At 42.5% G+C, this 16,206-nt stretch carries 11 protein-coding genes; 3 read left to right on the forward strand and 8 right to left on the reverse strand.

Annotation, left to right across the window (positions count from 1 at the left end; all coding sequences use genetic code 11):
• Positions 1-210 precede the first annotated feature (210 nt).
• From FM019_RS19520 to FM019_RS19540, 5 genes are all read right to left on the reverse strand, one after another.
• Positions 211-1,026 (reverse strand): PEP-CTERM sorting domain-containing protein, encoded by an 816-nt coding sequence (locus FM019_RS19520; RefSeq protein ID WP_143837753.1) that lies wholly within the window; start codon positions 1,024-1,026, stop codon positions 211-213.
• Positions 1,027-1,212: 186 nt separating this feature from the next.
• Positions 1,213-3,879 (reverse strand): XrtA/PEP-CTERM system TPR-repeat protein PrsT, encoded by a 2,667-nt coding sequence (prsT, locus tag FM019_RS19525; protein ID WP_185969353.1) that lies wholly within the window; start codon positions 3,877-3,879, stop codon positions 1,213-1,215.
• Positions 3,880-3,981: 102 nt separating this feature from the next.
• Positions 3,982-5,232, reverse strand: coding sequence for a UDP-N-acetyl-D-mannosamine dehydrogenase (wecC, locus tag FM019_RS19530; RefSeq protein WP_143837755.1), 1,251 nt, complete (start codon positions 5,230-5,232; stop codon positions 3,982-3,984).
• A 12-nt stretch (positions 5,233-5,244) separates the two neighbouring features.
• Positions 5,245-6,366, reverse strand: a complete 1,122-nt coding sequence (wecB, locus tag FM019_RS19535) for a non-hydrolyzing UDP-N-acetylglucosamine 2-epimerase (RefSeq protein ID WP_143837756.1) — start codon at positions 6,364-6,366, stop codon at positions 5,245-5,247.
• Between the two features lie 11 nt (positions 6,367-6,377).
• Positions 6,378-6,620: an acyl carrier protein gene (locus tag FM019_RS19540; protein ID WP_143837757.1), complete on the reverse strand. Its 243-nt coding sequence runs from the start codon at positions 6,618-6,620 to the stop codon at positions 6,378-6,380.
• Between the two features lie 132 nt (positions 6,621-6,752).
• Between FM019_RS19540 and FM019_RS19545 the strand changes: the two genes are divergently transcribed.
• The 3 genes from FM019_RS19545 to FM019_RS19555 all read left to right on the forward strand — a co-directional run bounded on the left by FM019_RS19545 (position 6,753) and on the right by FM019_RS19555 (position 11,230).
• Positions 6,753-8,330: an acyl-CoA ligase (AMP-forming), exosortase A system-associated gene (locus FM019_RS19545; RefSeq protein ID WP_143837758.1), complete on the forward strand. Its 1,578-nt coding sequence runs from the start codon at positions 6,753-6,755 to the stop codon at positions 8,328-8,330.
• On the forward strand, positions 8,323-9,558 hold the full coding sequence (locus FM019_RS19550) for a pyridoxal-dependent decarboxylase, exosortase A system-associated (RefSeq protein WP_143837759.1): 1,236 nt from the start codon (positions 8,323-8,325) through the stop codon (positions 9,556-9,558). The genes FM019_RS19545 and FM019_RS19550 overlap by 8 nt, the downstream gene beginning before the upstream one ends.
• 211 nt (positions 9,559-9,769) lie before the next feature.
• Positions 9,770-11,230, forward strand: a complete 1,461-nt coding sequence (locus tag FM019_RS19555; protein WP_143837760.1) for a polysaccharide lyase — start codon at positions 9,770-9,772, stop codon at positions 11,228-11,230.
• A 185-nt stretch (positions 11,231-11,415) separates the two neighbouring features.
• Here FM019_RS19555 and FM019_RS19560 read toward each other — a convergent pair whose 3' ends face one another.
• From FM019_RS19560 to FM019_RS19570, 3 genes are read right to left on the reverse strand one after another with little or no spacing between them, the layout of a single operon-like run.
• On the reverse strand, positions 11,416-12,639 hold the full coding sequence (locus tag FM019_RS19560) for a hypothetical protein (RefSeq protein ID WP_260681681.1): 1,224 nt from the start codon (positions 12,637-12,639) through the stop codon (positions 11,416-11,418).
• Positions 12,608-13,417 (reverse strand): outer membrane lipoprotein-sorting protein, encoded by an 810-nt coding sequence (locus FM019_RS19565; RefSeq protein WP_221934400.1) that lies wholly within the window; start codon positions 13,415-13,417, stop codon positions 12,608-12,610. Before FM019_RS19565 ends, FM019_RS19560 begins: the two co-directional genes overlap by 32 nt.
• Positions 13,383-15,713, reverse strand: coding sequence for an efflux RND transporter permease subunit (locus tag FM019_RS19570; protein ID WP_143837762.1), 2,331 nt, complete (start codon positions 15,711-15,713; stop codon positions 13,383-13,385). The genes FM019_RS19565 and FM019_RS19570 overlap by 35 nt, the downstream gene beginning before the upstream one ends.
• Between the last annotated feature and the right edge of the window lie 493 nt (positions 15,714-16,206).

A 16,206-nucleotide genomic window follows, 5' to 3' on the forward strand; every position in this document is an offset into this window, starting at 1 on the left:
AGCTTCTGGACGCGTTCTGACTAATCACTACATTATGTGGATTGGTCTAACCATGTAGTTTTTAATATGGTTAATACAAAAAAAATCCGATATCAGAAACTGATATCGGATTTCGTAGCTGTGTAAAGACCGGTTAACCGCCAAACGTAATGTTTGATTTACTTATCGGTACTACAGATAAACCGTTCTTTTGACTATTAAGTCTCTAACTTAGCTTTTACGTCTGCGAGCAGCGCCGCCTAGACCTAGAAGACCAAGCCCCAAAATTGCTAAGCTTGACGGCTCAGGAATTTGGAAAGAGATAGAACCATCATGGTTACCTTGTAGAGTAAAGGTTCCATCAAAGTTATTAGTAATCGTTACGTCAGCTGGGTCGGTGTTGAAATCTACGAAAGAGAACACGTCAACCATATCGCCAACCAAATCACCCATTGAACCATCAGCGAAGTTGAATACATCACCTGCAGCAACACCGTTTACAGTACCCGCTCCAACAGAAGAAACCATAGTTCTTAGTGAAGGACCACCTAGGCTTTGAGCGATACTTAGGAAATCAAGTGTAAACAATTCTACGAAATCACCAACAGCGTCGCCTGGCTCAAAGTAGAAGAAAGTAATGTCACCTGAAGTGTAATTAGTGGCAAGTGCAGGACCTAAACTACCTGTTAGTTCGAATTGGAAAGTTAAACCCCAATCTCCATAACCATTGTCACTTTCAGGTCCAAAGCTGTTAGGAAGGAAACCTTCAACAGCGTTAAAACCAAGTGAAGCAACGTCAGTGAATCCACCAACAGTAGTAATTGCATCGCCTACATCAGGACCATTCATATCAGCATCAGTTACTAGTGTAGTTGACTGATAGTTATAAGTTGCTTGATCCAACCAACCTGTAGTTGTTGCGCCAGCAGCCTGATTTCTTGCGTTGTCTCCAAAGTCTACACCGACATCGATATAGAATTGGTCAGCGAAAGCAACAGACGAGCTTGTTGCTAAAATGATCCCTGCTAATAAGGACTTAGTTTTCATATTAATTCTCCAGCGTATTAATTTGTTTAGGTTGTAAAGTTGGTTTCACAAACAAACTTTTCCATGTCTAGATTAATGCACGCGGCGTGCCAACTTTTATCCCATTGATTTTGTTGAATATTTTAAAATCACCACACAACAGCTGTTAAATATTTTGACACTTTTTTTACTCTGTTTATCGTTTGTTTACTGGTTTGCTTTTTGGGCTTCTTCATAGTGCACGCGATAAACTTGGTTGCTCGGCTCAATGTCAAACGCCTTTTTAGAAACTTCTAACGCCCGTTGCTTCTCACCATTACTCAACAGCGCCACACCTAATGTATCCAATAACTTAGGGTTTTCAGGTCTCAGAGCCACCGCTTTTTCCGCAAATTCAACCGCTTTTTGCGCATCACCGGTTTTCCCGTATAACCAACCGAGGTTGTTTAAAGCAATAATGTTTTCTGGAAGAAACTGCAAGATATACTCATAGTGGATAATTGCTTTTTCAGGTGAGGCTTCCATGATCCTCTCAGCTAAACGGGCCCGCACGTTTAGATCTCCTGGAACGGTAACCAAATGGTCTTCCAAGAATTTTAATCCTGAATCTGCCTCGTTAAGTTTTGCCTTTGCATCCGCAATGGTTAACGCAATGCGACCATCACGGCTCTCGTCATAATGGGCTTGTAGCAGTGGAAGCGCTTTGCGAAATTCATTTTCAGCAAAGTGCAGTTGCCCGCGCATACCTTTAACAATGTTATTTTGTTGAATGTTGACCGGTAAATTGTTGTAAAGCCGCTTTGCCACCGAGATGTTGCCACTTAACAATGTATAATGTAGTTCCATGACTTTAAATTCATCATCATCCTGGTGATGATTTAAAGCTCTTTTTACTGTGTCCAATGCCGCTGTCATATCCCGTAAGCGATCATAGATAACAATCGCCAGTAACCATGGCTCTTTCCGCTGTGGTTCTAACTGTTGCCACGAAGTATAAACATTGACCGCTTCATTAGGCTTGTTTAGCGCAATAAGGCTATCAGCTTGGCCTTTCCAATAGAACATTGGCATATCAACATCAGCAGTAATTTTTGACAAAATATCCAACGCTAACTGGGGTTGACGAAGAACAACTAGCCCTCGAGCATAGTTTAAACTCTTTAATACATTATCAGGGTCAGCCTCACTGACGGATTTCATTAGTGCTAGCGCTTCTTCTGCTTCAGCTTCACCGGCATCTTTAGCCGCCATCAAATAGTCAAACGTACCTTGTACGTATTCAGGGTTGTTTTCGGCTGCCTGCTTTAACATGGTGAGCGCATTGTCGTTGTTTCCGTCCTGCATAGCTAAATCAGCCATGAATTTCAGAGAAGCAGGATTGTTAGGTGAGAGTAGCAAAACTTTTTCATGGGTCTGCTGGGCTAAATCGGTATTACCCGAAAGCTCATAAACTTCGGCCAGCAAGTTGTAAGCCGTAACTTCTTCAGGTGCAACCTCTACCCATTGTTTTGCTGTTGCGATAGCTTTATCGAACTCATTGCTACCGATATAGAACTGTGCAAGCACGAGTCTCGCTCTTATTGTTTTAGGATCAAGCTCAATCGCTTCATCTAAGTCACTGATGCCGGACAGATCGTTTAACGATAATTTTAGTGTGCCGACCCGTGTTTTTTCTTCAGCACTTTGAGGGTCTAGATCTTTGGCTAAGTCGAGCATTTTTTGCGCATTAGACTGATCGCCACGTTTAACTAAGTCGAGGCCGGCTTGAGTAAACAAACTAACATCAGACAAATCATAATTACCCAAGTTGCCTAGGGTAACAGCGGCTTCAGTGCTGTAGCCAAGTCGAAGTTGAATTTCAGCAAACAAGCGCTTCGCGGGATGGTTTTCTGGCAGAATCCCTTGTACTGACGCTAAATGTTTATGGGCTTGCTCAAGTTTGTTTTCCTGATATGAAGCTACACCAGCAATTAATCGCACGGTAGCAGAATTCGATCCGTTGGAAATGGATTGTTCCATAGCGGTTTTAGCGCCAGCATAATCATTATTGTTGAATTTCAATATCCCAGAGAATTCATTTAGTTTTGCATTATTAGGAAGCTTAGCTAACAACGAATTTAGCAATGTTTCGGCTTCTTGGTATTTTTCTGCGCGAATTAGAGCATCTGTAAGAAGGAAATTACCCTGCGCGTCTTGGGGTTTCTGTCCAACGTATTTTTCAAACGTTTTGATTGCAATTTCGTAGTCTTGCTCCTGCATGGCCAGTTGGCCGCGCATTAATACCGCTTCCATAAAATCAGGATCGTCTACTAATAATTCGTCGAGAATGATGATAGCGTCAGTTACTTCACCATCACGAAGCGCGTGATGAGCCCTTCCCAATCTTGAGTAGGGCGAGTCTGGTGCAAGTTCGCTAGCCCTTTTAATGGCTAACTTAGCTCTGGAAACTTCATTCTTTCTAAATAATGCTAATCCTTTATAGGTTTGAGCTGCAGCCTCAGTTTCACTATTCAACCCTGTCGCGCGTTCAACTACCTGCACGATTTCGTCATCACGCTGTAAAAAATCCAGTGTTCCTAAATAGAGTGGTAACACTTCGTTCTTGAAGTATCCGCCCTCTAACGCAATCTTTAACTCCTTCTCCGCAGAATCTGCGTTGCCTCGTTTAAAATAAACAGAGCCTAATAGAAACCTTGCTCGAAGGTTTGTTGGTTCCGAGGAAAGTGCATTTTTAAGCACAATTACCGCAGTATCGTTTTCATTTTTTAAAATCGCTTGTTCTGCTTCTTCAATATATTCTGAAGGGGTCTTTTGACTGCACCCCATCACAACTAATAAAACAAGTAATACTCCATATCTCTTTTTCAAATGCATAGAATTCTCTTTGAGTTTCATTGAATTGGTTTTTGAAAAAGCCTCTAAATCCGAGAGACCATTCAGCCTGACTGCGTCATTCTTTAACTTATCACTCTATTATTACGTGGACCAAGTTACCAAGCCAGTCGAATCAATTAACACTTTGGTATTGAAATGCGACTTGTCTAGTCCTTTAAACTGCAGATGATTTACCAGCACAACCACGATATTCGCTTGTCCAAGAGCGGTATCCAAATCCACCAACTCGATGTCTGTGTCCGAAAGTTTATCTGGTAGTTGATTTATATTGGGCTCTACAGCCAATATTCTGCCGATTTTCAAATTCGCTAAACGTTGGGTTATATCCAACGCAGGACTTTCTCTTAAATCATCAATATCTGGTTTAAATGCCAAGCCCAAGCAGGCTATCACTGGACGCTTAAATTCATCTGCAGCTTTGGCAACTTTATCAATTACAAATTGAGGCTTACCATCATTTACTTCCCTAGCGGTGCGTATCATCCGCGCAGACTCAGGTGCGGAATCAACGATAAACCACGGATCGACTGCAATACAGTGACCACCTACACCTGGTCCCGGTGTCAGTATGTTAACCCGTGGGTGCCGGTTGGCAAGCGCGATTAATTCCCATACATTAATTTTCAATTCATCGCAGATGATTGATAGCTCGTTGGCAAATGCAATATTGACGTCTCTAAAACTGTTTTCCGTTAACTTAGCCATTTCAGCTGTTCTTGCACTTGTTGCAATACAGTCCCCTCTAACAAACATTTTATACAGCTCAACTGCCTTTTCGCTGCATGCCGTCGACATGCCGCCAATTATTCTATCGTTAGAGACTAATTCTTCGAGAACTCTGCCTGGCAGTACTCTCTCAGGACAATGGGCCACAAACATATCCACGTCTTGGGCGCCGTGTCCAGGAAAGTGTAGGTCAGGTCTGAGCTCTTGAAGCCACCCAGTTAACTTTTCAGTTGCACCTACTGGAGACGTTGATTCAAGAATAATCAGGTTGCCTTTTTCCAGTACTGGCGCAATCGCTTGAGCGGCTTTTTGTATATAGCTTAAATCAGGCTCTTTGCCTTCTTTAAAAGGGGTGGGAACGGCAATCATAAAGGCATCTGCTGGTTCTGGAGACAGTGAAGCGCGCAGCTTTCCCATTGTTACCGCAGCTTGCACCACCATATCGAGATCCGGCTCGACAATGTGAACTTTACCCTGATTTATGGTTTCAACGGCTTTTTCTGAAACATCGATGCCAAGAACTTCAACACCACGAGATGCAATAACTGCGGCAGTGGGTAAACCTATATAGCCTAGACCAATAACTGAAACTTTCTTGAATGCCATTTTATTCTCTTATTATAGTTTGATTGCTTCGACAATTCGTTCACAGGCTTTTCCATCACCATAAGGATTATGAGCAAAAGACATCGCCTGATAAGCTTGTTCATTGTCGAGCAACGAACTCGCTTGCTCAACAATCGCATCGTAATTTGTGCCTACTAATTTCACTGTTCCCGCCTCTACAGCTTCGGGCCTCTCTGTTGTATCGCGCATGACAAGCACTGGTTTACCTAATGACGGCGCTTCTTCTTGCACACCACCAGAATCGGTAAGAATGATGTGTGCTCGGCTCATCAAATAGACGAAGGGTAAATAGTCTTGAGGCTCTATCAAAAACACACTTTCAATACCAGCTAGTAGGCGATTTACCGGCTCCTGCACATTTGGATTCAAATGCACTGGGTACAAAACTTGTACATCCGGTCGCAACGCTAAAGTATGTAACGCGCGACATATATTCTCGAATCCATCACCAAAACTCTCTCGTCTGTGACCCGTAACAAGAATAAGTTTCTTATCCGGATCAAGGAAAGAAAACTTTTCTTGCAATGACAGTTTGAGTGTTTCATCGGTGGTCACTTTTTTCTCAACTTGTATTAGCGCATCGATCACAGTATTGCCTGTCACAACCACAGCATTGGGGTCAACATTCTCTTGAAGCAAGTTCTGCTGTGCTTTTGCTGTAGGGGCAAAATGTAAACGTGTCAGAGAACCGGTAAGTTTTCGGTTAATCTCTTCTGGCCAAGGGCTGTAGATATCCCCCGTACGCAGCCCTGCTTCTACATGCCCTACCGCAATACGTTGGTAGAAAGCTGCGAGGGAAGCAGCAAACGTGGTGGTTGTATCACCATGCACGAGCACTAAGTCAGGGTTTTCCTGGCTAAATACGTCACGTAAACCGAGCAATGCCCTGGTTGTAATGTCGTAGAGGTCTTGACCTGGCTGCATTAAATCCAAATCGTAATCTGGTGTTATGTCGAATAGTGCCAACACTTGGTCCAACATTTGCCGATGTTGTGCGGTAACACACACTTTCACGTCAAGATCTGGATGTTGGTTTAATTCTACGGCAAGAGGTGCCATCTTTATCGCTTCCGGTCGTGTACCGAATACCAGCATTACCTTTTTATATTTCATGATTTATGTTTTTAAACCTTTTGTTCAACAAAATCACATAGCGCGCCGAAGGTCTCGAAAATATCCGCAGAAATCTCATCGTCATCTACTTCGAAGCCAAAAGTATCTTCAAATGCAGTCAACACGGTAACCACTGCCATTGAATCAAACTCAGGGATAGCGCCTAGTAAAGCAGTATCTTCTGCAAATTCAGAGTCGCTGGATAACTGTAAAACATCAATTAAAATTTCTTTGACAGACGCCGCTGTATTCATACTCTCACTACCTGTATCATTATCTTTTTTTATTTGGTAAGAATAAACTCCTACCATCAGCGCGCTTATTGTTCCATTATTTAAAGTAATAAGAAACACTTGCAACCCATAAACAAGAGATAAGTAAGAAAAATGGTGACATTTTTTGACGAGTTGGTTTCTCACTCAGCCAAACATCATGCACAACGACGTGCATTAATATATAAAAATACGCAGCTAACCTATGATGAACTTGAGCAGCAAGTCGCTCAAATCGCAAAGGGTCTCACGCAATTGGGATTAAACCGACATGATAGAGTCGCTGTTTTTCTTCCCAAACTGCCCGAAACGATCGTTGCGATGTTCGCCACCAGCAGAGCAAATGGCGTTTTTGTTCCAGTAAATTCAGTATTAAAAGCACCACAAGTTCAACATATTCTTAATGATTGTGATGTAAAGGTACTGGTTACTAGCAGCGACAGAGTGAAAGCGCTGCTTCCGATTCTGGACAAGTGTCCAGCGCTGGAACATATCATTGTTATCGACAAATTGCCCACTTTCGATGTTGGTTCGGTAAATGTGCAGTTATGGGGTGCATTACAAACCTTGCCCTATGCGCCGATCCACCGGGCAGATAATGACATGGCTGCTATTTTGTATACTTCGGGAAGCACGGGGAAACCCAAAGGTGTGGTTCTATCCCACCGAAATTTGGTCGCTGGCGCCATGAGTGTTGCAGAGTATCTTGAGAATGATCAAGACGACGTTCTCTTGGCACTTTTACCGCTTAGTTTTGACTATGGACTAAGTCAGGTGACCACCGCATTTCTTCGTGGTGCGAGTGTTGTATTAATGGATTATTTTTTGGCGGGCGATGTGGTAAAGACCATCGAAAAGCATCAAGTGACAGGTCTGGCTGCTGTGCCGCCTTTGTGGCAACAATTGATGAAAGCAAAATGGCCTGAAAGTGCCACACAGCAGCTCCGCTATTTTACCAACTCAGGTGGCGCAATGCCTAAAGTGACGCTGGGAAAAATCAGAGCAACCTTCACCAATGCATCACCTTATTTAATGTATGGATTGACTGAAGCATTCAGGAGTACCTATCTGCACCCTGATCATGTGGACCAAAGGCATGGGTCTATGGGTAAAGCTATTCCTAACGCGGAAGTTATGGTTGTCCGCGAAGACGGTTCAGAATGCGACGCGGACGAACCGGGCGAACTCGTTCACCGTGGCCCACATGTCAGCCTCGGCTATTGGAACGATCCAGCTAAAACGGCAGAGCGTTTTAAACCCGTGCCAGCTCAACTTGGTGGCCTAGTATTGCAAGAAATGGCTGTCTGGTCTGGCGATACGGTTAAGCGTGACAAAGATGGTTTTTTGTATTTCGTAGGCCGCAAAGATGAAATGATCAAAACCTCCGGGTATCGAGTGAGCCCAATGGAAGTTGAAGAAGCCTGTTATCAGGGAGCTGAAGAGATCGCAGAAGCAGTTGCTACGGGTATTCAAGATCTCGAATTAGGTCAAGCAATCGTCTTATTGCTGGTCGCCAAAGATGAAGTAGAAGTCGATGAAAAGGCAATTTTAGCGAAGTGTAAAAAAGCCATGCCTAACTTTATGCACCCAAAGCATGTGGAATTCAGACTGTCTCTTCCCCGCAATCCAAACGGGAAAGTTGATCGAAGCCTGTTGAACAAAGAGATGAAGGAAAAATATCAAAATGTCTAAGCCGGTACCTATTCATGCAACGATGGACCAGTTTGCAGTTGAAAAAAATGACCTCCTAGTTGGCGGTAAAACACTCAATCATATCGAAGACATGCTCGACAAATCGGTGTTTTATGCTTATGACAAAAACATCGTAAAACAACAAATTGATTTGTTCCATCAGGCTATTCCTCAAGAAATTAAATTACATTATGCAATAAAGGCAAATCCTTACCCGCCTTTAGTCAATGCAATGCGAGACTGGGTCGAAGGCTTTGACGTTGCCTCTCAAAAAGAGATGTTACTAGCAGTGCAATCTGGAATGCCCGTAAACGACATCAGTTTTGCCGGACCAAGCAAACAAATCGCAGAAATTCGAGCGGCTATTACTGCCGGTGTCACCCTTCATGTTGAGTCTGAACTGGAGCTTCAGCGAGCCATTGATATTGGTCAGCAAATTGGTATTTTACCCATAGTCGCTTTTCGAGTTAATCCTGCATTTGAACTCAAAGCCTCTGGAATGAAAATGGGTGGAGGGCCCAAACAATTTGGTATTGATGAAGAACGATTACTCGAAATTTTGCCAAATCTTGATTATCAGACATTCAGTTTTCGCGGTTTTCATATTTATTGGGGCTCACAAAATCTCAAAGAAGAAGCGATCATAGATGCCCACAACAAAACCTTTGACCTCGCAAAACGACTGATCGATGTTGTGCCTGTCAAAACGCTCACTGTGAATATTGGTGGCGGTTTTGGCATTCCTTATTTTGCCGGTGAAAAGCGCTTAGATTTAGCCCCCATTGGAGAGAATCTTCAACGGTTATTAAGCGATTATCCGATATTGGCTGAACTTGAATTGATCATCGAATTGGGGCGTTTTTTAGTCGCCGAAGCAGGCATTTATGCAAGCAGAATCACTGACAAAAAGCAATCTAGAGGACATACCTACTTGATGACCAATGGTGGGTTACATCATCATTTGTCTAATTCGGGTAATTTTGGACAGGTCATTCGTAAGAACTACCCTGTCGCTATCGGAAACAAAATGGGAATAGAAAAAGATGCCACTGCAGTAACCGCTGTTGGGCCGCTTTGTACACCTCTAGATACCCTAGCCGATAAAATGCTGTTAACAGATCCTCAAATCGGTGACTGGTTGGTGGTATTTCAATCTGGTGCCTATGGCCCTACAGCGAGTCCTCAGGATTTTCTAGGCCATCCTCATGTTGTGGAGATCCTGCTGTAAGCCGATATATAAAACTAGCACTTTTGTTGTTTGCCTCGTCAGAGGCATCAACAGCGGCTATTCCCAAGCACTAACATTTAATATCAAGCCCATCAATTAGGAGCCATAAAACTCTCGCTGAGTAGTCATGTATTTAGTGGAATTGATACAATCAAACAACATAGAATGTTATGGTCTCCGCATCTTGCATTTAGATTCTTTTTGGAAATTCATGGATCAGTTTTTTTTCAGGCTTTTAATCATCAACGCAATCCTAGTAATGGCCTCCCCCGTTTACGCAAGTACGCAACTATTTGATAATAGTGCTACCTATTACTATGCAAGCTCACAGGCGCAGGTTTTTTGGCCCACAGGTCAATACAAAACGTTGGCTAAGCAAAACGCAAAAAGAATTGCCACGTTTGATGTTGCAGATATCGACAAGGAACGCGCCATTTATATCCCACTTGAATCCATTTTAATCAATAATGAAATTATTTTACTGATAGAAGGGGCGACAGGAGACAAAGGCGTTGCAGACTTTTTAAGCAAGGAAAAAAATGCCTACAAAGCGCCACAATTGACTTACGAATATGAGACAAACAAACGTCTTTTGGTCGCTCAGATAGATACCTATATTGTCAATAAAGGGCGCAAACCGCTTTCATCGAAACCTTTTATAAAAGCCGGTCGGGGCAATATTTCATTACTGAGATTTGTCTTTCCCGCCAGTGTGGAGCTCGCAAAAGTAAAGAACCTCAGACTAATGCTCACGACAACAAATCGTCAGTATGGAAAATCGAAGTTAGAAATTGCGCAAATTAATTACACGCAAAAGCCAATTGAAATAGAACAGGATGGCCTAGCCAGTGGTTATATCTTAGATAAAGGCATCAACGAACATCCGAGCGTTTACCATTTTGACGATTTTGATCAACACGGGTGGCTTAGCAAGGTCAAAACGTCAGTGGGACTAACCGAGCCTGTTTGGCAAAATACGGGCGAGTTAATTTATGTCGAACACAGCAAAATAGGACATTTTAGTGGACAACAAGGTAAATCTGTCAAAATGCCATTTCGCACCAGTAAAAACCTGGCAGGAAACCTAGACTACTATTTTGCAAGCCAAACCGGCGGCGAGCCGGAAGAAGCGTACTTCAGATATTATTCTTTATTAGGGTCAGGGGCGTACGCCAGTGGCGGTGGAAAGCTGCCAGGTTTTGGTGGAACATACAACAAAGCGGGTTGGGGTGGACGAGCCAATAACGGCAAGAACGGCTGGTCGGCCAGGGGCGCGTTTTTTCAAACTGTCGGCTCGAAAAATCAAACCTGGGGCGGTCGTATGCCAATAGGTAGTTATATTTATGAAGTTGATACGAAAAATAAATATGGCAAATCAATCCCCTGGGGACACGAACTTTCTACTCAACAACCAGGTCGCTGGTACGCGATTGAACAATATCTAAAACTCAATACTCCAGGTCAAAAGGACGGGGTATTGACCGTATGGATCGATGGGAAAAGAATTTACAATCGCAACAACATGCATTTTCGCGATACTGACCAATTGAAAATAGAAAAAGTTTGGCTCAATTATTATTTTGGTGGCGTTGCTAAACCAAATAAAAACTTCGACATGTTTATCGACAATATTGTCATAGCATCTGAGTATATTGGCCCAGCGAGAAAGTAAATGGGCGTAATCAAGGCGAGAATTATGTTGTCTCGCTGCTCTAAACGCATAATGAGCGAAGCAGAGAGGCGGATAAATAGCGGTGCTCACAGGCATTGCTTATTCAAGGTTGGGGTTAACTACATTTATCTAATAAACAGCAGATCGTGTCGAATCAGCGTGGTAAGAGCGCACAGTGGGTTAACTCAGAAATAGTATTCTAAGCTCAGCTCTACAAAATCATCGCGTCTGAATTGATAAACAGGTTCCATCGGCTCATCACTGGAAAACAACCAGGCATCAAAACTCCATTTCCAATTATCGTTAATTCGACTAGAGGCTTCGATAAACCCTGCACGACTTGATGATTCATCTAGATCTTGAATTACGCCAAACAAAATCTCTGTGCCATCGACATCGTTAAACACAATACGAGAACCTAGCATGAGATCATTTTGCGACGGCACTAACAACAGATTGTCACGGTCATCAAACTGATATTCCACCAGCCACCCCAAATCAAAACTACTGTTAAAAACGCCTACGTTCGTATATTCGAAACCACCCACCGCTGCGGTATAGTCTTCAACGGAAGTGCGTCTTGAAATCCCTTCAAATTTAAACAACCATGCGCCTTTCACCGCGAGTATATCAACACCAACCTGTTTAAGCTGCGGGTAAAAGGGTTGCAACACAGCAGATTCTTCTTCTATCAGTGGCGTTAAAATAGGCTCTCTTGACGTGCCATCGAAGTAGGATACTCCCACTTCCCAGTCGCCAAAATAGTGATTCCAACGAACGGCCCAATCGATATTTTTTTCTTCGTCACTCGACTCATAAATCGGCCGGTCGGTATCAATATCGAGTTCAAACCGTGGTCGCCCTTCAAGACCCGCGAAGGTTCTCTCTCGAAAATAAGGCATGAAGAAAAACGATGTAGTCCCCCAATCTCTGATTAGATTCAGGTTGACCATAGGTTGCCCTAACTTGTCTTCTCCATCAATCGCTTCAATATTGTCTGTCTGATTAATGATATCAACTAAGTGCAGTGATTCAGTTTGACCCCAAAAGACTTTACCGATGCCCGTTCGCAACTCCCAATCATCGCCGACATGCAACCATATGAGTTCTCGAATATCACCGTGAGACCGATCTGAATCATTTTGGTCCTGACGGTAGAAAGGTTTAAACAGAATACTGTCATTGCCATCATTAAACTCAGTATAAATCTCGACCTGCGCAAAAACTGAAACATTAGCTCTTTCTTGCTCCGGGTATAGAGCGTCTTGCAAAAAGTAACGTTGTTCGATAGCTGCAGTTCCGCTTACGTCAACTTCCCTGGCATTTAACGCGCTGGGCACTAAGCACATAGTAGCCAGTGCTATAAATGCACCACATTTATCTCGCCCTTTTGAGACTATTTTTGTCAAAGTCGCCGTCCTCTAATCCGGTCTTGAATTCTATTGAATGAGTGATCAGCTCTGTGCTTTTACCGTTTTGTTCGTTAAACATTTCTGCCCGAAGTGAACGCCAGTATTTGCCCAAATAGAGCTTGTACTCACTGAACTCCAAGACTTTTAACAAACTGTTTTTTCTGTCATAAAACTCAATTTTATATGGAATGTAACGCTCTTTATCAATCCATACTTTTTGTCGAGTGTAACCAGAAAACTCATCCGCTGGGTATTGCTCGACAATATACATGTCTCTGTCACGAAAAACATCATCACCAACATATTGAAACGCAAATTTTTCGATTTCAAATGTAGTCATATCCTCATAAGCGAACTCGCTGCCCATGAAAGGGCCTGATTTGTTTCGTGAAGAAATGCGTTTAACACGCTTTAAAGCAGGTAAGAAAATCCACTGCTCATCTGGCACCTTAGCATGAGAAAAGTTCAGAAACGCCGTGCCTTTTACATCTCGAGGCTCATCAAAAATAGTCAACGTTTTGTCTCCATCATCTAGAATTTCAAGAGCCTTGGTGCGCATTTTCCGTTCTGATTGTTGCCCCTGAGAATTACGCAGTACCATAGTCATATCGGCCACAGTGTCTTGCCAACCAACATCCCGTTGCTTTCTTTCAATAGCGATATCTAATCCACGTTGTCCAGAGTCCTGTGCCTGGACGGCAAAGCTGACAAAAATCAGCGTTAAGAGCGTTGCCAGACCACTAGTTAGCGGGAGAAGTGCTTTGCTTGAGCTCATGATGTGGATCCTCATTTGGTTCTTGCTTGTCAAAAATTAAAAGGAAAGCTGGTAAGAAGAGAAAATCGACTGCCAAAGCGACAACAATAATAATTCCAGTCAGTAACCCCATGTCAGAGTTTAGTGCAAAGTTAGACAAGGTGAGAACTGCAAACCCCAAAGTTAGCACCACTGTGGTTATCCAAAGTGCTCTACCAACGCTTCCAAACGCGTATCGAACGGCGTCTTGAGTCATTTTACCTTGTAATCGAGCATGTTGATACTTACTCAAAAAATGCACCGTATCATCAACAATTATTCCCAATGCCATACTTAATACCACGGACAATCCCATGTTTATTTCTCCGGAGTAAAGACCCCAGATCCCAAAACCGATACCCGCAGGTAATAAATTGGGGATCAAACTCACCGCGCCCATTTTCCAGGAACGAAGTGCCAGCACTAAAATCACGCTGATTAAAACCAGTGCTAACACTGTCCCGCGCAGCAGGCTATTCATATTGGCTTCGCCAATATGAGCAAACATCAAATTTTGACTACCTGCAGTAAGGGTGAGTTCTGGGGCATTATCTTGCATCCATTGATATGCGCGATCTTCAAATGCGGTAACTTCTTTGCTGCCCAAATTTTGAATAGTCGCAGTAATTCGCGTACCAGATTTGTCTATGTTGAGCTGATTATTTAAATCCAAGTTGTAAGGCAGAGACATCTCGTACAGAAGTAAAAATTGAGCAGCGAGTTCCTGATTGTCGGGAAGTCTATAGTAGCTAGGGTCGTCACCATGCATATTCTTATTCAAACGCAGAAATGTATCGGTCAAACTCGACACATGGTCAACCTCAGGTTGCTCTTTCAACCAACCACTAAAGTTGTGGATCTTAGTCAGTACCTGCGGATTATTGATCCCGGATTCGACATCGGTGAAAATCGCAAAATCAACACTCGACATGCCACCCAAGGTCTCGTTTTGAAAATCAGCGGCCTGTTTAAACTCTGCTGTTTCATCAAAATATTCAACTGGAATATCATTAATTTTATTTAGCAACGAAGCACTAACTGCAGCAATGGCAAGCAGCAATGAAAATGGCAGGATTTTTTTATGATGGGCAATAACCCACTCGCCTAGTTGCACAAACCGATCGTTATTCGCATCTTGAACTGCAGGAGCTTTGATCGGTAGAAGGGTCAACAAAGACGGTAAAAAAGTAATAGACAAAATACAGGCGATCATCACACCAATAGCAGTAAGTGTGCCCAAATCGGCCAAAGCAGGTACATTGGAAAAATTAAGGGTGATAAAACCAATTGACGTTGTTGCGCTGGTAATAAAAATGGGTTTCACATTAAGCAACATACTGGTTTCAATCGCTTTTAATTTGGTTTCACCTTTTTTCAATTCATATAACATTGACGCGATTACATGGACACAGTCGGCTACAGCAAGTGTCATAACTAACGTTGGAACATTGACTGTGGCCGTAGTCAATGCAAACCCTAGCCATCCAGCAATCCCCATAGTTGCAGTAATAGAAGTAATTACCACAAGTAGCGTTGAAACCGTCCCTAAAAACGAACGCAATAAAATCCACAAAACAATTATTATGACCAAAAACATACCAGGTACCAGAGTCGCTGCATCATTCTTCGCTTCTGACTCAAACGCCGCATTCATAAACACGATGCCAGTGTGATAAAACACATGATCTGGGTACTGGGTTTCGTATCTCTCGGTTAAATTTCTGATGAAATTAACAATTTTTGCGCTGGCTTCGGTCTTGTCACCATCGGGCAAATTAACAGTAATTGAAATTAACGTGACTTTACCCAAAGGATCGACGAATCGATTGAGTAAATTAGGCTCCTGCAACGAAACTTCTTTGACACGTTCAACAACACTTTCGTCAATGTTGGTTGCATCGAGAATTAATGTCTCAACAATCATGTCATCTTCTTCTGACCAGGTATGTTGAAAATTTGCAATTGAGTCAATGCGACTTGATAGTGGCGCCTGCCAAGCCTGCTCAGTTAAATCTGCTACCAATTTTAATGTTCTAGGATTAAAAACGTTTCCCTGCTTCGGGGCGACAAGAATATTGGCGGCTTCATTTTTACTGAACACTGCCTGCATATTTTCGAATGCTAGTCTTTGCGGATTATCCTCTTCAAAGTACACCTTATAGTCGCCATTGAAGGCAAGATGTTTAGCACCTATTGCAGCGAGAACAACAAAACACAATGACAAAAATATACTTAACCAAGGTTTGTATAGAATAGTGTTCAGCCAAATATGCTTCATTGCGCTCTCCAAGTTGTGAACATCAAAGCGTCACTGTTTAACCGATTTTTTTTCAATGTGAAGATTCTCTCTATTTCGAAGCCATGTACTTTAACTTGAATTGTCACTAACTAGTGTTTTTCATCTCATGATGTTAGCAAAAGCGTGGATAGATGAAAAAACAATACGGATTACCAATACTCAAACCAAGTCTAGTTGGCCTCAATTATAGTTAGTCATTGGGGCATGTTTACCTTTATGGTAGACACGCCCTTATCAAATACAACGGCACTGACGGTGATTTTTTCGCAATTTATGCCGTAAAACCAGAATTTTCGATTATTTTTTGAGCGATCAGTATACCCCAAGCAACTTAATATCTCATTGTTTTAAATGATAAAAATTAACAACTTATCAGAATTTATACATACATATTCTTAACAATACCATCGGATTACTTTGATCTTTATTAAAAAGAAGGTAGTATAAATAGCAACTGGTCAGATGAGCGGAT

Origin of the sequence: Aliiglaciecola sp. M165 (assembly GCF_007197995.1) — a bacterium.
Lineage (GTDB): Bacteria > Pseudomonadota > Gammaproteobacteria > Enterobacterales > Alteromonadaceae > Aliiglaciecola.

What these genes read in the sequence shown, in the direction of transcription:
- FM019_RS19520 (WP_143837753.1), bottom strand. Translation starts at nt 1,026, where the DNA reads ATGAAAACTAAGTCCTTATTAGCAGGGATCATTTTAGCAACAAGCTCG.
- prsT (WP_185969353.1), bottom strand. Translation starts at nt 3,879, where the DNA reads ATGCATTTGAAAAAGAGATATGGAGTATTACTTGTTTTATTAGTTGTG.
- wecC (WP_143837755.1), bottom strand. Translation starts at nt 5,232, where the DNA reads ATGGCATTCAAGAAAGTTTCAGTTATTGGTCTAGGCTATATAGGTTTA.
- wecB (WP_143837756.1), bottom strand. Translation starts at nt 6,366, where the DNA reads ATGAAATATAAAAAGGTAATGCTGGTATTCGGTACACGACCGGAAGCG.
- FM019_RS19540 (WP_143837757.1), bottom strand. Translation starts at nt 6,620, where the DNA reads ATGAATACAGCGGCGTCTGTCAAAGAAATTTTAATTGATGTTTTACAG.
- FM019_RS19545 (WP_143837758.1), top strand. Translation starts at nt 6,753, where the DNA reads ATGGTGACATTTTTTGACGAGTTGGTTTCTCACTCAGCCAAACATCAT.
- FM019_RS19550 (WP_143837759.1), top strand. Translation starts at nt 8,323, where the DNA reads ATGTCTAAGCCGGTACCTATTCATGCAACGATGGACCAGTTTGCAGTT.
- FM019_RS19555 (WP_143837760.1), top strand. Translation starts at nt 9,770, where the DNA reads ATGGATCAGTTTTTTTTCAGGCTTTTAATCATCAACGCAATCCTAGTA.
- FM019_RS19565 (WP_221934400.1), bottom strand. Translation starts at nt 13,417, where the DNA reads ATGAGCTCAAGCAAAGCACTTCTCCCGCTAACTAGTGGTCTGGCAACG.
- FM019_RS19570 (WP_143837762.1), bottom strand. Translation starts at nt 15,713, where the DNA reads ATGAAGCATATTTGGCTGAACACTATTCTATACAAACCTTGGTTAAGT.